Source organism: Stenotrophomonas sp. GD03654 (assembly GCF_029845105.1).
GTDB classification, from domain to species: domain Bacteria; phylum Pseudomonadota; class Gammaproteobacteria; order Xanthomonadales; family Xanthomonadaceae; genus Stenotrophomonas; species Stenotrophomonas africana.
This window is the reverse complement of record NZ_JAOCLC010000005.1, coordinates 89,656-108,212: the sequence shown is the minus strand read 5'-3', so window position 1 is coordinate 108,212 and position 18,557 is coordinate 89,656. Positions and strand designations below refer to the sequence as shown.

General features: G+C 65.2%; 17 protein-coding genes and 1 pseudogene. 2 read left to right on the top strand and 16 right to left on the bottom strand.

The genetic code is table 11. From position 1 onward, the window contains the following. Nucleotides 1-84: 84 nt before the first annotated feature. From N5J73_RS03680 to moaA, 11 genes are all read right to left on the bottom strand, one after another. Nucleotides 85-753 (bottom strand): ATP-binding cassette domain-containing protein, encoded by a 669-nt coding sequence (locus N5J73_RS03680; RefSeq protein ID WP_049447646.1) that lies wholly within the window; start codon nt 751-753, stop codon nt 85-87. Then, nucleotides 743-1,426 carry a molybdate ABC transporter permease subunit gene (gene modB / locus N5J73_RS03675; RefSeq protein ID WP_049447647.1) on the bottom strand — a complete coding sequence of 228 codons (684 nt, stop codon included), beginning with the start codon at nt 1,424-1,426 and terminating at the stop codon, nt 743-745. Before modB ends, N5J73_RS03680 begins: the two co-directional genes overlap by 11 nt. A gap of 3 nt (nt 1,427-1,429) precedes the next feature. Then, on the bottom strand, nt 1,430-2,173 hold the full coding sequence (gene modA / locus N5J73_RS03670; RefSeq protein ID WP_049447648.1) for a molybdate ABC transporter substrate-binding protein: 744 nt from the start codon (nt 2,171-2,173) through the stop codon (nt 1,430-1,432). An 18-nt stretch (nt 2,174-2,191) separates the two neighbouring features. Next, entirely contained in the window at nt 2,192-2,968 is a 777-nt protein-coding gene (locus N5J73_RS03665; RefSeq protein ID WP_049447649.1) for a helix-turn-helix domain-containing protein, read from the bottom strand. Between the two features lie 68 nt (nt 2,969-3,036). Next, on the bottom strand, nt 3,037-3,402 hold the full coding sequence (locus N5J73_RS03660; RefSeq protein ID WP_005413668.1) for a hypothetical protein: 366 nt from the start codon (nt 3,400-3,402) through the stop codon (nt 3,037-3,039). Continuing rightward, complete coding sequence (locus N5J73_RS03655; protein ID WP_049447650.1) at nt 3,399-3,947, bottom strand: molybdenum cofactor guanylyltransferase; 549 nt, start codon at nt 3,945-3,947, stop codon at nt 3,399-3,401. Before N5J73_RS03655 ends, N5J73_RS03660 begins: the two co-directional genes overlap by 4 nt. Before the next feature lie 104 nt (nt 3,948-4,051). Next, the gene (locus N5J73_RS03650) at nt 4,052-4,540 is read right to left on the bottom strand and encodes a molybdenum cofactor biosynthesis protein MoaE (RefSeq protein ID WP_049447651.1); all 489 of its coding nucleotides are present in this window, start codon (nt 4,538-4,540) and stop codon (nt 4,052-4,054) included. A gap of 3 nt (nt 4,541-4,543) precedes the next feature. Beyond that, complete coding sequence (locus tag N5J73_RS03645; RefSeq protein ID WP_049447652.1) at nt 4,544-4,804, bottom strand: MoaD/ThiS family protein; 261 nt, start codon at nt 4,802-4,804, stop codon at nt 4,544-4,546. After that, the gene (glp, locus tag N5J73_RS03640; RefSeq protein WP_049447653.1) at nt 4,804-6,057 is read right to left on the bottom strand and encodes a gephyrin-like molybdotransferase Glp; all 1,254 of its coding nucleotides are present in this window, start codon (nt 6,055-6,057) and stop codon (nt 4,804-4,806) included. Before glp ends, N5J73_RS03645 begins: the two co-directional genes overlap by 1 nt. Beyond that, a complete protein-coding gene (moaCB, locus tag N5J73_RS03635; protein ID WP_049447654.1) occupies nt 6,057-7,052 on the bottom strand; it encodes a bifunctional molybdenum cofactor biosynthesis protein MoaC/MoaB in 996 nt (331 codons plus the stop codon). Before moaCB ends, glp begins: the two co-directional genes overlap by 1 nt. A gap of 8 nt (nt 7,053-7,060) precedes the next feature. Further along, nucleotides 7,061-8,041, bottom strand: coding sequence for a GTP 3',8-cyclase MoaA (gene moaA, locus N5J73_RS03630; RefSeq protein WP_049447655.1), 981 nt, complete (start codon nt 8,039-8,041; stop codon nt 7,061-7,063). 564 nt (nt 8,042-8,605) lie between these two features. Between moaA and N5J73_RS03625 the strand changes: the two genes are divergently transcribed. Continuing rightward, nucleotides 8,606-8,980, top strand: a complete 375-nt coding sequence (locus N5J73_RS03625; protein ID WP_049426757.1) for a hypothetical protein — start codon at nt 8,606-8,608, stop codon at nt 8,978-8,980. Nucleotides 8,981-9,025: 45 nt separating this feature from the next. Here the strand turns inward: N5J73_RS03625 and N5J73_RS03620 are convergent, their stop codons facing one another. From N5J73_RS03620 to N5J73_RS03605, 4 genes and pseudogenes are all read right to left on the bottom strand, one after another. Further along, entirely contained in the window at nt 9,026-9,361 is a 336-nt protein-coding gene (locus tag N5J73_RS03620) for a hypothetical protein (protein WP_049426758.1), read from the bottom strand. Between the two features lie 364 nt (nt 9,362-9,725). Further along, nucleotides 9,726-10,211, bottom strand: a complete 486-nt coding sequence (locus N5J73_RS03615; RefSeq protein ID WP_234367921.1) for a hypothetical protein — start codon at nt 10,209-10,211, stop codon at nt 9,726-9,728. A 401-nt stretch (nt 10,212-10,612) separates the two neighbouring features. Further along, nucleotides 10,613-11,342, bottom strand: a pseudogene (locus N5J73_RS03610) (RHS repeat-associated core domain-containing protein); the annotation flags it as partial. 470 nt (nt 11,343-11,812) lie between these two features. Further along, nucleotides 11,813-16,528, bottom strand: coding sequence for an RHS repeat-associated core domain-containing protein (locus N5J73_RS03605; protein ID WP_049447657.1), 4,716 nt, complete (start codon nt 16,526-16,528; stop codon nt 11,813-11,815). A gap of 355 nt (nt 16,529-16,883) precedes the next feature. Between N5J73_RS03605 and N5J73_RS03600 the strand changes: the two genes are divergently transcribed. Further along, the gene (locus tag N5J73_RS03600; RefSeq protein ID WP_164078510.1) at nt 16,884-17,705 is read left to right on the top strand and encodes an alpha/beta hydrolase; all 822 of its coding nucleotides are present in this window, start codon (nt 16,884-16,886) and stop codon (nt 17,703-17,705) included. A gap of 35 nt (nt 17,706-17,740) precedes the next feature. On the opposite strand, the gene N5J73_RS03595 is transcribed toward N5J73_RS03600, so the two are convergent. Next, complete coding sequence (locus N5J73_RS03595; protein WP_049447660.1) at nt 17,741-18,535, bottom strand: helix-turn-helix transcriptional regulator; 795 nt, start codon at nt 18,533-18,535, stop codon at nt 17,741-17,743. Between the last annotated feature and the right edge of the window lie 22 nt (nt 18,536-18,557).

Genomic DNA, 18,557 nt, shown 5'->3' with positions numbered 1-18,557 from the left:
CCTGTAGAGCCGAGCCCATGCTCGGCTGCTTTTCGCGACACCGCCAACAGCAGCCGAGCATGGGCTCGGCTCTACAACCGCAGCTCAACCGCCGACGATGCGACCATCCACTACGCGCGCCACCTGCTGGCCGAACATCGCCACGTCCTGCGGGTCGTGGCTGATCAACAGCAACGGGATGCCGGTCCGGTCCAGCACCGTTTCCAGCTCCTGGCGCAGGTGCTGGCGCAGGTCGTGGTCCAGAGCGGAGAACGGCTCATCCAGCAGCAGCGCCTGTGGCTGCGTCACCAGGGCTCGCGCGAGAGCAGTTCGCTGGCGCTGGCCACCCGATACCTGCGACGGCAGCAGATCGCCCACCGTGTCGATGCGGAATGCGTGCAACCACTGCTCCACCGCATCGATGCGTCGGCTGCGCAATGGATTGAACCAGCCGCGCTCCAGCCCGAACGCCACGTTCTGGCGCACGCTCAGGTGCGAGAACAACGCGTAGTCCTGAAAGACATAGCCCAACCGGCGGCGCTGCGGCGGCAGATCCACGCCGGTGGCCGCATCGAACAGGGTCTGCCCCTGCAGCCGTACATGCCCCTGCCCCGGCCGCAGCAGCCCGGCCACCGCCTTCAGGGTCAGGCTCTTGCCCGCGCCCGAGGGCCCGAACAGCACCACCTGGCGCTGCGTGCACTGCAGCGCGACATCCAGCACGAATTCCTGGCCTGCTGCCAGCAGGCGACGCTGCACCTGCAGGTCAAGCCACATCTCGCAGCTCCCGGCGAGGTCCGCCCACCAGCCGCGCAGCCAGCAACAGGATCACGATGCAGACCACCGAGGTCAGGATCACCAGCGCGTTGGCCTTGCCATCCTGACCGGCCTGCACCGCCTCGTAGATGGCGATCGACAGCGTCTGCGTGCGGCCAGGAATACTGCCAGCCACCATCAGCGTCGCGCCGAACTCGCCCATCGCGCGTGCAAACGCCAGCAACAGACCGGCAAGAATGCCACGCCAGGCCAGTGGCAGCGTGACGCGGAAGAACACCGCGGCTTCGGACACACCGAGCGTGCGTGCGGCTTGTTCCAACTGCCCGTCCACTTCTTCGAACGCCGCGCGCGCCGGCTTGAACACCAGCGGCAGCGAAGCCACTGCCGCGGCGATCACCGCCGCCTGCCAGGTGAACACCAGGTTGATACCGAACCACGACTGCAGCCACGCGCCGATCGGGCCGTTGCGGCCGATCAGCACCAGCAGGTAATAGCCCAGCACCGTCGGTGGCAGCACCATCGGCAGGGTCAGAAGCGAATCCAGCAGCTCACGGCCGGGAAAGCGCCGACGCGCCAGCAGCGCGCCCAGTGCCACGCCCAGCACCAGATTGATCGCGGTGGCCCAGCCGGCCACCTTCAGCGACAACCCCAATGCGCTCCAGTCCAGATCCATGCCTCAGGGCTTGCCGAACCCGTGTTTGGCCAGGATCGCCTGGCCCTGTGCCGAACGCACGAAGGCGGTGAAGCGCTTGGCTTCCGCCTGCTGTGAGCTGGCCTTGACCACGGCCAGCGGATAGGCAATGCGCCCAGACACCGGCACCGCAAAGGCGCGGCGCACCCGGTCGGGCATCGCCTGCGCATCGGTGGCATAGACGAAGCCGGCGTCCACTTCACCGCGCGCCACGTAATCCAGCGACTGGCGAACGTTCTGGGTGGTAATGGTCTTGCCCTGCACCGACGGCCACAGGCCTGCCGCTTCCAGCGCACTCTTGGCATAGCGGCCGACCGGCACGCTGTCCGGGTTGCCCAGCGCAACGCGCTGCACACCGGCACCGGCCAGGTCCTTCAAGGTGCGCGGCGCGGCCTTGGCCTGCGGCGGCACCACCACCCACAGCGCGTTCACCGCGAACACCTCGCGGGTACCCGAAGCCAGCAGATTCTGCTGCTGGGCCTGGTCCATCGTGGTTTCATCGGCCGAGGCGAACACATCCACCGGCGCGCCGCGGCTGATCTGCTGCAGCAGTACGCCCGACGCGGCGAAGTTGAAATCGACCCTGGTTCCCGGGTGCGCCTTCTCATAGGCAGTGCCGAGTTCGCGGATGCTCTCGGTCAGGCTCGATGCCGCCGACACCGTCAGCTCAGCCGCCCAGGCCGGCACCGTGGCCAGCAGTCCCAGCAACAACAATGCCGCTCGCTTCATACCCAGCCCTCTGCCTGATCAGTCCAGTCCGGCGTCCCGGGCTACGGCCAGTTCCGCCAGCCGGTCCGGGTCCAGTAACAGCATCTCACGTTGGTTCACCGCAATCACACCCTCTTCGCTCAAACGGCGCAGCACGCGGCTCACCGTCTCCGGCGCCATCCGCAGGTAGTTGGCGATATCGGTGCGGGCCATGCTCAGGTTGAATCGGGTCGCCGAGAAGCCCCGCCGGGCATAGCGCTCGGAAAGATCCAGCAGGAACGCCGCCATGCGCTCCTCGGTGCGATGGTTGGCGGCCAGCGTGGCCACCTTGCCGATCTCGGCGCTGAGCAGGCTGAACAGCCGCGCCTGCAGCCCCGGCATGCGGCTGGCCAGCAGGCTCAATCGCGGGAACGAGATCCGGCACAGGTAGACGGTGTCCAGCGCCACGGCGTTGCACGGGAAGCGCGCGCCGTGGATGGCATTGAGCCCGATCACCTCGCCCGGCAGGCTGAAACCCAGCACCTGCTCGTTGCCCTGGCTGTCATCGACAAAGGTCTTGACCATGCCCGCGCGGACCGCTGCGATCGAATCGAACGGATCGCCCGCACGGAAAAGATAGTCGCCGGCCTGGAACGGGCCGACGTGGTCGACCAGCACATGCAGTTCGCCCAGCGCGGTCTTGTCGTAGCCCTGCGACATGCAGGCATCGGAGAACGCGCAGGTGCTGCAGAAATGCAGCGCGTCACCGTCATCGGCCGCTGCCGGATTGGGCGTAGCCGGTCGGGACGCAGAGGGAGCGGAGGGGTTCAGGGGCATTGCAGCAACGCAGGAACGAAGGCCGTCATCATACGACAGCGGGGCGCCCCACCCTGCGCACCATGCGCCTACTCTGGCGCAGGTTCAGAGCGTCGCTGCGGGCCACGCTGGCGCATGCTGTCGCGCACGTCCACGTCGAACTGCAGCTGCAGCATGCTGTCGTCGTCCAACGCGATACCGAAGCCCAGGCCATCGCGGCAAGGCAGCCTCCCCGCCAGCGACTCAACGGCCTGGCGCGGCAGCACCAACCGGCAGAATGTCCCGCCATCGAGCAGCACGGCCTGGTCGCCGGCATGCAGCGACAGCGCCACGCCCCAGCCACCGCTGCCACCAAAGCGCGTCAGGTTCTCCACCGATTCACCTGCCAGCAATCGTGCCAGTTCTTCTTCATCCACGCGCAGGCGCATCGATTGCTGTTGCAGCTGGACCTTCATGCTGTGATGGACTCCCATTCCGACGGGGTATTGCAGTTGAGCAGCAACGCCTGATCCTCCGGCGCCAGCGGCAACCGTGTCACACCCAGGCGTTCCTGCAGGGCGCGCAGTGAACGGCGCGCCGTCGGGTCATCGATCAAGGCCTGCAGCACGCGGCGGCAATGATCATCGATCTGCAACCGCATCGGCAATGGTTCATCGGCGAACACCGCGCAGGCAGTGCCTTCCGCCAGGCGAAGTCGCTGCAGCAGTGCCGCGCTCAACCGTGGCGTATCCACCGGCACTACCCAGGCAGGGCCATCAGGCATCTGCATCGCCACGCTATAGAGGCCGCCCAGTGGTCCACAGCGCGCAACCCGATCTGGGATCCCGCCAAACGCCGGGTAGTCACCGCTGACCCAGACCTCGCGCGCGCCCGCCTGCTTCAACAGGCCGCGCATGTGTTCCAGCAATGTGCGCCCCTGCCAGGGCAGCAGTGCCTTGTCGCGGCCCATGCGCGCGGACAGGCCACCGGCCAGCACGATGCCGTTGATGGTTCCATTCATGGTAGAGCCACGCCATGCGTGGCTGCGCCCACCGGATTCATCGGGGAAGCCTCATCCACGCATGGCGTGGATCTACTGGAACCGGCGCCCCCCGAAGGGCGTGGTCAATGCCCGTGGCCATGGGGGTGCAAGGCTTCGCTGTCCGCATGGCACAGGCTGCAACCTTCGCTCCACTGGCTGTCGCCGTCTTCGTAATGCTCCTGCTTCCAGATCGGGCACTGGTGCTTGACCACCTCGATCAACTGCCGGCAGGCCCGGAACGCCTCGTCACGGTGCGGGCTGCCGGCGGCCACCACCACCGCCACATCACCAATGCCCAACCGGCCCTTGGCATGCGCCACGTACAGCTTCAGCTTCGGACCGAACGTCGACTCGACCTCGGCCGCCAACCGCTTGAACTCATTCAGCACCAGCGGTTCGAACAGATCGTAGGTGATCCCGGTCACCCGCCGGCCCACATTGACGTCACGCACCTTGCCGATGAACACATCGATGCCGCCGAAGCCGGGATCGGAGACCGCCGCGATGCCTTCGGCCGGATCGATCGCCGCCTGCGCGCGGTCCACGACCTTGGCAATGATCGTCTCGCTCATCGCTCAGCCCCCGCTCACCGGCGGCAGGATCGCCACCCGGCCATCGTCGGGCAGCGCGTCGTGGTCGCGCAGCACCTGTTGCTGGTCGGCGAATGCCGAGTAATCCAGCAGGCCGGCACGGAAACCCGGCCACCGCACCGGCAGCAGCTCACGCAGCGCCTGGCGCAGATCGGCCACGGTGCCGCCAGCCACCTCCACCGCGATTTCGCGGCTGGCATCCAGATCGGAAAACGCGCCGAACAACTGCAGATTCACCTGTCTCATCATGACTCCTGGCTTGCCAGCTGCACCGGGTCATGATGACCCCAGCCCTGCACACGCACCGGCGTGCCGGCGGCGACCACGCCGCCCTCGCCTTCGAGCACCACCCAAGCGTTGGCCTGCAGCATGGACATCAAACGGAACGACTCCTGCCCGGCCAGCACGCGCGCACTCAGGCGGCCCTGCGCGTCCACTTCCACCCGCGCCCGCGCGTGGAAGCGCAGGCCGGGCGGCGTGCGCACGTCGGCCTGCAGCGGCAACGTCAGCACCGGCTCAGGTACCAGCCCCAGCAGGCGGCGCAGCACCGGTTCCACGAAGAAGCGCTGGCCCACCGCAGCCGACACCGGGTTGCCCGGCAGGCCGAAGTACAGCGCACCATTGGGCAGCACCGCGAACAGCAACGGCTTGCCGGGGCGGATCGCCACCTTGTGGAACACGATGCGCGCACCCCGGCCGCGCAGCGCGTCGGGAATGAAATCGTAGCGGCCGGCCGACACCGCGCCGGTGCTGATCAACAGCTGCGCACCCGCGTCCAGCGCTGCATCCAGTACCGCGTTGAACGCGGCCACCTCATCGCCCACCGTGCCCTGCCAGACCACCTCGGCACCGGCGGCCTGCAGGCGGCCGACCAGGTACGGCCGGTTGCTGTCACGGATCTGCCCGGATTCCAGCGTCTGCGCAGCTTCGGTCACCAGCTCCTTGCCGGTGGCGATCACCGCGGCCTTCGGCCGTGCCATCACCGCCACCTGAGCCACGCCGATCGCATGCAGCAAGGTGCGCGCGTTGATGTCCAGCACCTGCCCGGCCTGCAGCACGCGCTCGCCGTCGCTAACGTCTTCGCCGCGCAGGCGCACGTTCTGGCCCGGCTTCACCGATGCCTTCAGGGCGATGCGGGTCGGGCGGCCGTCCTCGCTGGCGAGGATCTCCACGTTCTCGACCGGCACCACCGTATCCAGCCCAACCGGCATGCGCGCACCGGTCATGATTTCCCAGGCACCCTCGCCGCCTTCGGCGCCAGCATCGCCAGCCGCCTGCCAACCCTGCACGGCAAATTCGGTACCGGCTTCGAACGTTGCGCCGTTGGCGCGCAGCGCGAAGCCGTCCATCGCCGAATTGTCGAACGGCGGCAACGACTGCGCGCTGTGGATGTCGCTGGCCAAGGTACGGCCGCCAGCCTCATGCAGCGGCAGATGTTCGGCCGGCAGCGGCGTGGCCGCATCCAGCAGATGCTGCAAGGCCTCGCTGTAGGCAATCATCAGTGGCCACCGCCATCGACCATGGCCAGGGCGTGGCCCAGCACCGGCGCCAGAATATCGAGGCACTGCGCCGCTGCCTTCGGGCTGCCCGGCAATGCAAACACCAGCATGTTGCCCAGCTGCACCACCTCGGCGCGGCTCAGCCAGGCCATCGGCGTGTGCTGCGCGCTCAAGGCCCGCACCATCTGCGCCAAGCCATGCACCGGCCGCGCGTTCAAGGAACGCAGCGCTTCCGGGGTCAGGTCACGCGGGCCCAGCCCGGTACCACCGGTACACAGGCACAGGCGCACGCCCTCGGCGGCCAAGGCCTGCAGGCGGCCCGCCAACGGCTCAATGCCATCGGGCAGTACCTCTGCGGCTACCACCACGCCCCCCAGCTTCTTCAGCCCGGCCACCAGGGTCGGGCCAGAGATATCTTCATAGGTACCCTCGCTGGCGCGATCGCTCAGGGTGATCACCGCGCAGGCCGCGCCCTGCAGGCCCTTCGGCGCACGCGGCTTGAAACGCGCGCGCTCGGCCTCGTCCATGCCGTCCGGGTGCAGCCAGACCCCGCGCTTGCCGCCTTCCTTGAACAGCAGGCGGATGCCTTCGATGCGCAGGGCCGGTTCCACTGGTTTGCTCAGGTCGTACAGGGTCAGCAGCGCCGCGTTGACGCCGGCCAGTGCCTCCATCTCCACGCCGGTGCGCGCCTCGCTCGCGCACTCGCACCACACGCGGATCGCCTGCCGTTCCGGTACCGGCGCGCAGAACACCTGCACCAGTTCCAGCGGCAGCGGGTGGCACAGCGGCATCAGCATCGAGGCCATCTTCGCGCCCTGCAGGCCGGCAATCTCGGCCATCACCAGCGCATCGCCCTTGGGCAGGCGGCGCTCGACAATCAGCGGATAGGCCGCCGGACCGGCATGCAGCTCGCCCACCGCCACCGCACGGCGGCGGCTGATGCGCTTATTGCGCACATCGGCCATGTGGAAGGCCGCGTTCAATTCCCCACTCATCGTGTTGCTCATCCTCCAATGGAGGCCAGGTGCGGGGTCAGCCCGGTCTGGCCCTGGTGCAATCCATGCCCGGCCGCTTTCAGGCCAAGCTGGGTGGTGATGCGTGCCAGCAGCGCGTCGTGGTCATCGTCGCGCTGCAGCAGCGGGCGCAGCGGTACGCCGAACTCGCCAAACAGGCACAGCCGCAGGTCGCCCTTGGCGGTCACCCGCAGGCGGTTGCAGCCCTTGCAGAAGTCACGCGAATACGGCGCGATGATGCCGATGCTGCCGCGATGGCCGGGGTGGCCGAACTCGCGTGCAGGACCGGCATCGGCCGCGCGCGGACGCTCTTGCCAGCCCGCGGCCAGCAGCTGCTCGACCACCACGTCGGCGCGCAGGTGGTGGCGCTGGAAATAGGCTTCGTTGTCGCCGGTGCGCATCAGTTCAATGAAGCGCACGCTGAAGGGGCGGTCACGCAGGTAGTCCATCCACTGCGGCAGCTCGTCGTCGTTCAGGCCACGCAGCAGCACCGCGTTGAGCTTGATCGCCGGCAGGCCCAGCGCCTGCGCCAGGGCCAGGCCCTGCTGGATCTCCGGCAGGCGGTCGTGCCCGGTGATGGTGTGGAAACGCTCGCGTTGCAGGCTGTCCATGCTCACGTTCAGCGCGGTCAGCCCGGCCCGGTGCCAGCCGGGCAGGCGCCGCGGCAGCAGCGTGCCATTGGTGGTGATGGCCACCTTGCGGATGCCCGGCACCGCCGCCACGGTGGCGATGATCTCATCCAGGTCCTTGCGCAGGCTGGGCTCGCCGCCGGTCAGGCGGATCTTGCTCATCCCCAGCGCCGCAAAGGCCCGCACCAGGCGGCCGATCTCCTCCACCTGCAGGAAACGCGGGTGGCCGTCGGCCTGGTACCCATCGGGCAGGCAGTAGCTGCACCGGAAGTTGCAGGCTTCGGTGAGCGACAAGCGCAGGTACGGAAAGCTGCGTCCGAAACTGTCGGTGAGTTGGCTCATGGCTGTTCCGCCTCCTGGTACCACCCTGCAGCCCTGCCCCTGAACGGGTTGTCGACCCCAGCCCGCAGAGTGCGCTGGGGCGTTGAAAGCGTCAACCCGGGAGGCACGCAGCCTGAATTGGCGCCGCCTGTCGTGATAGGCCCGCCCCGCCCGTCCCGTTCGCCGTGACAACCTGGACACATGTCGCAGATTGCACGTTGCGGGCGGATCACTACGCCAGCCAGCACTGGCGGGGCTTAACAGCGTAGGACAATGTCAAAAGCGTCTCCAATCGAGTGATGTTTACAACTCTTCTGATTGGCATTGCACAGCGCCAGGGGCTCAGATGGCGTGCCACCGGAAAAGGGTGGCCGGGCTTCGAATCCCGTGTTGGCCTTGAGTAAGTGCGCTTGCCAGCCGGCGTCACCATGCGTGGCGCCGGCTGGCAATCCGTCTGCCGGCTATGGCGGGCGGTGCGTTGGGGGCGTTCGCGCCCGCCGGCTTGAGGCCAACCCGGATTCGAACCACGTACCGCCCGCCACCTTTCGGGTGGCGGCTACCGATTGCCCTGCACGGAGCCTCGCCATGAACGAATCGGACTTCCCGCATCTGCACGCCTACCGCAGCGCCGCCGGCGACGACGGTTCGCCACAGGCTGCGCCTGCCATGGACAGGAACACCTTCATCGCCAACCTCCACCGCATCGGCTCCGGTGCGGCGGCCGACGGTCACCCCTGGCCGGAGCGGCATCAGCTGCCCGGGCGCTGCCTGGCCCTGGCCGACGCCGATTGCGCGTTGACCGGGTTGCGGGTGGTGCTGGAAATGCTGCTGGCGGCCGAACGCACCCGGCAGAACGGCGAACCCGGGCAGTACGTGGGCGACCGGGTGATGGAAGGGTTGGTCATGGCCTGCCAGTCGTTGTGCGCGCAGGCGGTGGGGCGGTTGCAGCCCGAAGGGTGAACGCCAGGCGCAACGGCCTTCAGCGAGGAACGCTTTCAACAGGCGTCAATGCTCGCTGAAAGCGCTTCTCAGATCGACGCCGATGATCGGAGAGAAGTCCACCTTGCACAGCTCCAGCTCGAAGAGCTGATCGTGGTTGTCCAGGCACAGGGTGACTCTCACCGGCACACCGTCGGCATCGGCGAGCATGGCCGTGGCAATGTCACTTCCGAAGCGTTGGGTCGTGCTGGACAGGAACACCACGCCCCCGAATCCGACGACCTCCACGTCCTCCACCTGGGCGAGCGCCAGATCCTTCAACAACCGTTCGGACAGCTCGGTCGTCTCCGGCAGCAGCCTATGGATGAGGGAGACCTCGTCGGGAGTGAGCAATCTGGGCACGGAATGTCCTTCAGGGCACTGCATCCGCCATCGACAGATGCTCGATCCGCCATGTCCTGGCGTAGATGAGAATGACGCTTCCGGTCGAGGTGGTATCGATACGGAAACACTTCAGGCCGGACAACGGCTAGCCGACCGCCTTCCAACGGTCAACCAGGTCGACGAGCCTCGGCCTGTCATCGTCGACCAGGGCGAACTCAGTTCTCAGATGGTCGCCACTAGCAACGACCCCTTGCCCCGCTCAAGGCTCCCGAAGCTCCCCAGTATTGAGTTACCCAGCAATAACAGCTGCGGCATACCTCACCTTGGGCTCTCCCCTCTTCTTGCGCCGCTCGTCTTGAACTCACTTACATTCGCAGCTGCTTCATTGCTCGGCCGCTAGCGGCCTTCCCGCCCGACATGCCAGCGGTGTAGCGCCCTTGTGTGCTGGAATCGCGTGGACATTCCAGCGCTCAGCCAAGGCGCGTTCGACGCGGACAGAAAATGACCGTGCCTCGGCGGGCATCTTCCCTTCGGAGAAGCCGATAGCTATCTCGAAGCGATCCAATCCGAGGCTCCCCGCCTCCAGTCCAGAGCCATCTCCCCGCTTCACTCCGACATAGACAACAGGGTGCTTCACCTCCACCTTTGACCTGGCCAGCTGGCGATCTAATTCCTCGCTGCCATCGAAGAACTGCATTCCTTCGTCCTTGGCGATGGTGCCGAGGGTCTGCTTGAACCGTCTCACGCCCTCTTGGTCATGCACGCAGAACTGGATCATCTTGAAGGGCCGCTTTCCGATAGCGAAAGCGCCATCGGATAATCCCAATCCCACTCCAATCAGAAGCACCACTGTCAGGAGCTTTACCATCAACGTGGCCCAACGATGCAAAGCGTTGCGGCCAATGTAGCCGCCGGACCAAAAATCCCAAAACCAAGCGCATCGTTGAGTATCGGATTGGGCCCGGATCCTTCGCCCACGATTGTGATCTGCGACCCGATTCCCAGCGGCCCTGGCGCCACCTTCCACGATACCGTGCCTGGATGGAACTGATGGCCGGGACGCGTTGAGTTCACGATTGTCATGCTCTTTGAGTCCACCCATTGCGAAATGTGGTTTCGTCCACCGTTCCCGACAATCTCAACGTCCGGAGTGAACCCCTCTCGGGCCGGCGGCGCGCCTGGAGCACTTACCACTCTCGCAGCTCTGAATGCGGACTGCGGAGAGCAGAGGCTGAATCGATCAATGCGGTAGACGTGATCATCCTCGCACAGACCAAACGGATCAGCCGCACCAAGCGGACCCGACGATACGTATGCGTACGTCGTCATCCCCGCGCTCAGCCCGAGTGGGTCGCTCTGCGAGTACTGCCCCACTGCCGGGTCATACTCGCCCTGGTAGTCGTAGAACACCCACTCGCATCCGTCGCCTGCTGCCCCAGGAAGCGCAGCGCAAGTTTGAGCGCCACACCATCCCCATCCGGGTCGGCCCTCGGAATCTGCTTGCCGAACGCCTCGCTCTTGTTGCTCCACTCCCAGATCGCGACATTCCGCACCAGGTCGATCACCGCGCGGCGGCGTGCCTAGATGATCCGGCTGGATGTAGGCCAGCTCTGGCACACCTGCGCTTGGCACGCTGATCAGCGCCACCGGATAGTTGTCCAGCGCGATGGCCCACTGCTGCGCCTGGCCCGTGGCGACTAGTTGCCCAACTACTGCACAGCCTCGTCGTACAACGTGACCGGTCGGGTACGCAGCACACGTTCACCGCGAAGGGTGTAGGCATAGCTTTCTAGCACCGCATCACCGTGCATTCATGCGTTTGGCATAGTTGTAGGCGAACGCATTGCTATCGACGCTGGTGGTGTTGCCGGTCCCGTCATGGCTGCCCTCTTCACCATCCACTGCAGTCAGTCGATGGCTGGATGCTGGATAGGTGTAGCCGGCAGTTCCCGCCGAGGTGATCAGCGCGGCCATTACCGGTGGCGCCGCAGGCATAGGATCAATTCAGCGCGGTCGAAATCCAAGGCTCTACGGCGATTATTCAGGGCGTCCTCAGGAACGCTCGCCTTAAGTAAACCGACGCCCCGCAAAATGCGACCGCCCCCACAAGCCAGCTTCCAAGTAATAGCGACGGCCAAAGGTCTGCGACCAACGCCGTTGCTCCGAATCTCTCAAGGCTCTGTAGAAGCAAGCGCCCCCCCCCATCAATTGCCAGATTGGAAGAAGTTACAGCCACGACCCCGAGTACAAGACCAGCGATCAACCCCACCACTAAACTTCGCGGGATGCGGCGCATACTTTCGCATCGAGAGAGCGCATAGAATGTAATCGAAAGAAGTAGTGAGAGAAGCAGTACGTATGGAACTCGCATCGCCCCTATCTTCATGAAAGCGGATATCCATATCCATCCCGCAGAATTCACAGAGACAGATAGAGTGAAGCATATCAATGATGAGATGAGCCTATCCTTCACTTGACTGGACATTCTGCCGCCTTTGTACTCTTTTGAAGAACACCCGGGAAGAGTGTTTGCTTTATCCCACACATTCCATCCAACGCGCCGGACACGTGGCTCGCACACCAGAAGCCACGTGCATCCCCCCACTCCTCCGCGTTCGCAATGAGAGTTAACTCTTGCTCCGGAGTCAGAGGGATCACCGTTAATTCAACTCGACTACCAGTTCCCACCTGATACTTTTTGTAGCTGGCCAAGCTAGCATCGCGCCCCTCAAATAGCCCACCGGTTCCTCGACGACCACCAGGTGCGTAGCTGCCGGAAGGATCGTAGAGGAAATCAGGCTTGCCAGGTATCGAAACATGAATCGCCGAATGGCTTGCAATACCGAAATCGTATGTCGTTATTAGCGTCGTCGTCAGCCCAAGCGGATCAGTAAATCGGGCGGGGTTCGAGATCACGTAGCCATACGTACTGACGCCCGCGTTCAACCCAACGGGATCGCTCTCCACGTATCTAGCCGACGCCGGGTCATAGTCACGGAAGTAGTTGTAGAACAACCCGCTCGCATCCGTCGCCTGCTGGCCCGGGAAGCGTAGCGCCAGTTCGAATGCCACACCATCGCCATCCGGATCGGCATTGGGAATCTGGTTGCCGAACACCTCGCTCTTGTTGCTCCACTCCCAGATCGAGACATTCCGCACCGGGTCGATCACCACGCGCGGTGTGCCCAGGTGATCTGGTTGGACGTAGGCCAGTTCCGGCACGCCGGTACTCTGCACATTGATCAGCGCCACCGGGTAGTTGTCCAGCCAGATCGCCTGCTGCTGCGCCTGGCCCGTGGCCGAGTAGTTGCCCAGCCACTGCCCCGCCTCGTCATACAGGGTGATCTGCGCTGCGCCACCGGCCGGGGTACGCAGTACGCGTTCACCGCGATGGTTGTAACCGTAGCTTTCCAGTACGGCATTGCCCTGCTTCACCGCGTTCATGCGGTTGGCATCGTTGTAGATGAACGTCTTGCTGCCGATGCTGGTGGTGTTGCCCGCTGCGTCATGGTTGCGTGCTTCGCCATCCACCGCAGTCAGGCGATGGCTGGTTGCTGGATAGGTGTAGCTGGCAGTGCCCGCCGAAGTGGTCAGCGAAGTGCGATTACCCGTGGTGTCGTAGGCATAGGTTTCGATCGGCGTGCCGGTCGTACCGTCCTGGGTCTGGGTCAGGCGCCCCAGCGTGTCGTAGGCGTACTTGGCCAGCACCGTCGAGCCTGTGCCGTTCTTCAGTTCGGTGATCGAACCGACCGGGTCATAGCCATAGCCCAGCGACAGGCCGCCTGCGGCCGGGTCATGCACCGCCTGCGGGCGATAGTCCAGATCCAGCGGACGCTGCAGCTGGCGGCCATTGCCGTAGGTCCAGCCAGTGGCCGGGCCGAAGGCCGCATAGGTCACGTTGTTCACCACGATCTGGCGCGCCTGGCCGGGGCGGGTCAGGCCGATCTGGCTGATGCGGCCCTGGGTATCGCGCACGTAGTCGGCCACGCTGCCGTCGGGGTAGGTCAACGCAGTCAGGCGACCCGACTTGCTGTAGGCATAGCGCAGTGTGCTGGCCACACCATTGACGGTCTGCACCTTGCGGGTGACCTGGCCGAAGCGGTCATGGCAGTACTGGGTGCTGCCATTGGCATGCAGCACCTGCCCCAGGCGTCCCTTGGCAAAGCGCTCGTCGGCGGCGCAGGCCGCTGGCGCGACGTCATAGCTGTAGCCCACGTCCAGATTGGGGTCCGGATAGGCGATGCCGATCAGGCGGTTAAGTGCATCGTAGTGATAGGTGGCGGTGACGCCACGCGCATCGGTGGCCGTCTTGCGGTTGCCGGCGGCGTCCACGGTGAAGCTGCTGGCGCCACTGTCCGGACTGACCTGTCCGGTCAGATCACCGAACCCGTTGTAGGCATAGGTCGTATGCAGGCCTTTCGGGTCGGTGACCTGGGTGACCTGGTCCAGCGCGTTGTACTGGCTGCGGATCTCCGCCGCGACGCCGCCGACGTCCTGCAGGGTCTGGGCCAGGCGGTTCAGCGGATCGAACTGCTGGCTGGTCACGCGCTGCAGGGCGTCGGTCACGGTCTGCGGGTTGCCGTTGGCATCGTACGCAAAGCCGGTGGCGTGATTGCCTGCGTCCTTCAGCGCGGTCAGCTGGCCGAGCGTGTTGAACGTCCTTGCCAGAGTGCGACGCAGGGTGCCGCCGGTATCCAGCGTGTCTTCCTTGAGGCGGTTGCCGGCGTTGTCCAGCGTGTAGTGAATGGTATTGCCCGCACTGTCCGCGATATCCGTCAGCCGCTGGGCGGCGTCGTAGACATAGGTGACGCTGCTGCCGTCAGGCTCGGTGACCTGTTGCACCTGGCCGGTCGGCCAGTAGCTGATCTGGGTCACCCGGTCCTCGGCTGTGGCGGCACCGCGCACGGTGACCGAAGTCGGCCAGCCGCGGGCATGGTAGGTGTAGTCGGTCACAATGCCGTTGGCATCCTTGACCGACAACGGCCGCCCGAACGCGTCGTAAGCCAGAGTCTCGGCCGTCTGGCCCAGCGCATTGGTCACGCTGCGCAGGTCGCCCTTGCGATAGCTGCAGGCACCTCCGGTCGCGCACCCTGCATCATCCGCCGAGTAATAGGCATAGGTAACGGCATCGGCCACATCCGTGCGCGGGCCATCCACGCTCTTCAGCAGCCCCTCCACCGGGCAGCTGCCTGCCGCTACCACATCAGCGGCTTCGCAGTAGGTGTAGCTGGTGATGCGCGCCTGACCGGACGCGGTGTCGGTCACCGTGTTGGTTGTCGGCTGACGCCGGGTATTGAAGGACGTTCGGGTTTCACGATTGCCGATGCGGGTGGTCAGTACCGCGTTGGTTTCGACGTCGCGCGCCGTGGTCACCACCCGCTGCTCGGGCAGGCCGAACGCTTCGGACACGGTATGGATGCTGACGGCACGACCACTCACCGGATCGGTGCCCTGCGCATAGGTGTGCTTGGTCTGGATGCCGCGGCGATCGGTGTAGGTATCCAGGCGCCGGCGGAAGTCGACACTCTGGTCGTAGTAGGTCCGGCTGACGGTTCCCTGCGAATCACTCAGGCCGGTCACCTTGCGCGACGGAGCGGTGTCGCCCCCGGGTGTCAGGGTGTAGTCGGTCTGCCGCCCCAGCGCGTCGGTCACCACCGCACCACCATTGGGGCTGTAGGCCAGTGTCACGCCATCGGCACCGCCGGCATGCTGACTGGAGATCACACGACCGATGGAATCGTAGGTAAAGGTGCTGTAGCGGCGACCGTCCTCGGCGGTGATACCCGTCAGGTGCTGGGGGAAAGCCTGGTTCTCGTAGTGATACGTGCGCACATCGCCACCCGCATAGGTCACCGTGGCGACCTGGTTCTGCGGCGTGTAGGTATAGGCGGCGAGCGCAATGCCTTCGACCAGCACCGAACTGATCAGCGCCTCATAGTCGTCGGACTGGTAAACGAACTCCAGTGTGCGGCCACTGCTGTGGGTGACGGCCGCAAGGCGGTCGCTGTCGTCGTAGATATAGGTCAGCGACGTGCCATCCGGGAAGCGCTTGGCGGCCAGACGCCCGTCCGCGCCGAAGGTCGAGATGGAGCCCTCCGAGTACAGTGTCCAGTTGCCGTTCTGGACCAGACGATCGCCACTGTCGTCGTCCGCCTCATAGGCCTGGCCGACCTTCTTGAATGCACGCTGGAAACCGGTGCTTTCAATGATGCCCGCACTGTCAACGCCATCCAGTGCCAGGTGGGCGCCCAGCGAGTGGGTCCAGCCATAGCCGAAGCCACCGGAGGACGTCGAGATGCCAGAGTGATAAAAACGCGTCAGTGCGATCCAGCCCAGATCGAAGTCCGGCGCGATCTCATACTTCTCCCCCGTTTTGACATCACATGGGTTGCCGACATTGCCGTCGCAGGTACCGCCGTTGGAGGCCGGGTCCTTATCGGGAATCGGACTCATGTTCGCCGCTGTATCGTTACGGGACATGGAGCAGCTACCGTTGCCGCCGTCCTTGTCGCACTTCTGCGACTTCGATGTGATGGTCGCAACGAATTCTTCGCTGACGCAGGCGTTGTGCTTGTTGGACCACTGTGTGAGGGGAATCGGGCAGTTCAAGCGCCGGGTACGCGCGACCGCCACCGTTCCGGTGTACGGCGTGCAGGGTGATTCAGCCGTGTTGTTGCCAGCCATGGAAGTCAGATCGTAGTAGCGCGACTCGATGACACCTTCCTGATCGGGCGAAGCTGCAAACCAGTCGCCAGAAGGAGTGACCGCCGCCCCGGGGCACACGGGATTGCTGGCTTGTTGGTCCGCAAGAAGATCGGCCACCATCGCCTCTTCCGTCGGGAATATGTCACGCCCAATGTAGGACCAGTCCGGGTCGGAGGGCTGCGACTTCCCCATCCAGTAGGTGATCGACGTATTGCCGTTCAAGTCCACAACTTTCGACTTGATCTTGTCGACAGACTGCCAGCCGAACTGGAACTCCGGCGGGAATGGACTGGGTGCGGGAAGGCTCTTGATCGCCTGCACCGCCTGCTGCTGGGTCTTGTACTGCGTCGAATTGCCGCCGGGCTGTGAAATGCGCCAGGTGATCTTGCTTTCCTGCGCCTGTGCCACTGCGGGGGCGAAGCAGCCAACGGCAACGATCGCCAGCACGGCACACGAAATGGTCTTCAGTGGTTCCAACATCCCTGTTCTCCTTCCTGGACGAACACAGCGCCGGCGGGAACGAGAACGCGGAGCTGTGCCCCGCGTCATGCTTCGGATCGTCCCTGGTCCGGAATGCGGCAGTGCCACATGCCGCCTTTATCGTTGAGGACGCTTGCACATTCAAGTGTGGAGTTGCGTAACCGATCACAGATTCAAGCATCCAACGCCATTCAGCGGTCTACGCCCGTCCCCATGACTTCCTGCACAGGGAGTTGGTGTTATACATCACTACATTACCAGCACGACCTGTCGCGAGGTCGCCAGGCTGTGGCACTCCGCTGCAGACCTGACCCATCGGAAGGGCCGGCACGCGTCACGGCCCAGGGGAATGGCAATGAAGAGCAGCCGAGTGACGTTGTGGGTGCTGGCCGCGATGATGGCTGCTGCAGGCACCGCCCACGCAGGGGAAATCCAGGTGGATCGCGGCGCCTACGCACTGCAGGCCGAAGAGACCGGGGGCGGCCCGATCACCGCGGTCTTTGAATCCGGCTTCGGGCAGGGCGCGGGCGCCTGGAAGGAGGTGGTTGCCGATCTGGGGCGCGACTACCACAGCATCACCTACGCCCGCGCAGGACTCGGGAAGTCCGGCAGCGACGGTCACCCCAAGCGCATCGATGGGCATCTGGCCGACCTCACAGCCGTGATCGATACGCTCGCTCCCGGTCGCCGCGTGGTGCTGGTGGGTCACTCCTATGGCGGCCTGCTGGCCACGGAGTTTGCACGCCGCCATCCGGAGCGCCTGCAGGGCCTGGTGCTGGTGGACCCGGCCACGATGGGGCAGCGCCATGCGTTCAAGCAGGCCGACAGTGCCCGCGTGCAGGCAGATGATGCCCGGCTGCGGGCGATGCTGCCGCCAGCCATGGCCGCCGACTACGCCGTGCTGACCGAACAACTGGATGCACCCGGTGCGGAAACCCCGCGCACGATGCCGGACTTGCCGGTGGCGCTGCTGACTGCAACGCGGCTGGCTGCCGAACCGCTGTTCTTCGAAGAAACCGCAGCGGGCATGGCACTCTGGAAGGCGCAGCACGCCCTGCTCTTCTCGGGCTTCACGCGTGGCTCGCATCGCTACCTGGCAACCGGCCACACCGTCCAGCGCGAGGACCCTGCTGCGGTGGTGGCCGCGATTCAATCGGTCTCCGACACCTCGAAGTAGCCGTTCCAGACAACGGCTTCCCCCGTTGTTCCCCGCTACTGCCCGCGCAGGCGCACCGCGAAGTACCGCGCCGGGGAAAGGCCAAGCGCCTTCTTGAACATCGTGATGAAGGCCGTCACCGACTCATAGCCCAGTGTCTCGGAAACGCGTTGTACCGGTGCGCCCGCGGCGAGTTCACGAATGGCGATGAGCAGATGCAGCTGCTGCCGCCAGCGCCCGAAGGACAAGCCCGTTTCCCGTTCGATGAGCCGGCTCAACGTGCGCTCGCCCAGGGCCAGGCGCACGGCCCACTGGCTGATGGTGCTGCGATCTGCCGGATCCGCCGACAGCGCCGCCGCCAACGCCCGCACCTTCGGGTGATGGCTGACCAGCAGCGACAGATGCTCGGCCGGCATCTGCACCAGTTCGTCCAGCAGCACCCGCGCCAACCGGTCGGTGTGGCTGCCATGCGGGTAGTCCAGCGGCGCGTCGGCCAGGTGCAGGATCATCTCGCGCAGCATCGGCGAGATCGCCAGCGTCACGCACTGCGCCGGCAGGTCGACGACGCCGGGCTCGACGAACAGGTAGCACAGGCGCGCGTTGGCGGTGGCGCGATTGCTGTGCGGCATGCCACCCGGAATCCAGACGCCACACTGGGGCGGCACGATCCACAGCGCATTGGCCACTTCGCAGGTCACCGCGCCATGCAGCGCAAGAATCAGTTGACCCTTGCGGTGCTCATGCAAGGGAATCTCTGCGTCGTGCTCGGCCACCTGCAGGCGGCTGGCGACCGCCGGGCGATCGGTCTCGTCCGGGTCCAGGTCAAAGCCGGGGAGCGAAATGCGAGCCATTCTCACATTGACCGGTTTTAGC

Coding starts and splice junctions, on each gene's coding strand:
- N5J73_RS03600 (WP_164078510.1), top strand. CDS start 16,884: ATGAAGAGCAGCCGAGTGACGTTGTGGGTGCTGGCCGCGATGATGGCT.
- N5J73_RS03665 (WP_049447649.1), bottom strand. CDS start 2,968: ATGCCCCTGAACCCCTCCGCTCCCTCTGCGTCCCGACCGGCTACGCCC.
- glp (WP_049447653.1), bottom strand. CDS start 6,057: ATGATTGCCTACAGCGAGGCCTTGCAGCATCTGCTGGATGCGGCCACG.
- N5J73_RS03680 (WP_049447646.1), bottom strand. CDS start 753: ATGTGGCTTGACCTGCAGGTGCAGCGTCGCCTGCTGGCAGCAGGCCAG.
- N5J73_RS03625 (WP_049426757.1), top strand. CDS start 8,606: ATGAACGAATCGGACTTCCCGCATCTGCACGCCTACCGCAGCGCCGCC.
- N5J73_RS03660 (WP_005413668.1), bottom strand. CDS start 3,402: ATGAAGGTCCAGCTGCAACAGCAATCGATGCGCCTGCGCGTGGATGAA.
- modB (WP_049447647.1), bottom strand. CDS start 1,426: ATGGATCTGGACTGGAGCGCATTGGGGTTGTCGCTGAAGGTGGCCGGC.
- moaA (WP_049447655.1), bottom strand. CDS start 8,041: ATGAGCCAACTCACCGACAGTTTCGGACGCAGCTTTCCGTACCTGCGC.
- N5J73_RS03605 (WP_049447657.1), bottom strand. CDS start 16,528: ATGTTGGAACCACTGAAGACCATTTCGTGTGCCGTGCTGGCGATCGTT.
- N5J73_RS03615 (WP_234367921.1), bottom strand. CDS start 10,211: ATGGTAAAGCTCCTGACAGTGGTGCTTCTGATTGGAGTGGGATTGGGA.
- modA (WP_049447648.1), bottom strand. CDS start 2,173: ATGAAGCGAGCGGCATTGTTGTTGCTGGGACTGCTGGCCACGGTGCCG.
- N5J73_RS03645 (WP_049447652.1), bottom strand. CDS start 4,804: ATGAGACAGGTGAATCTGCAGTTGTTCGGCGCGTTTTCCGATCTGGAT.
- N5J73_RS03595 (WP_049447660.1), bottom strand. CDS start 18,535: ATGGCTCGCATTTCGCTCCCCGGCTTTGACCTGGACCCGGACGAGACC.
- moaCB (WP_049447654.1), bottom strand. CDS start 7,052: ATGAGTGGGGAATTGAACGCGGCCTTCCACATGGCCGATGTGCGCAAT.
- N5J73_RS03650 (WP_049447651.1), bottom strand. CDS start 4,540: ATGAGCGAGACGATCATTGCCAAGGTCGTGGACCGCGCGCAGGCGGCG.
- N5J73_RS03655 (WP_049447650.1), bottom strand. CDS start 3,947: ATGAATGGAACCATCAACGGCATCGTGCTGGCCGGTGGCCTGTCCGCG.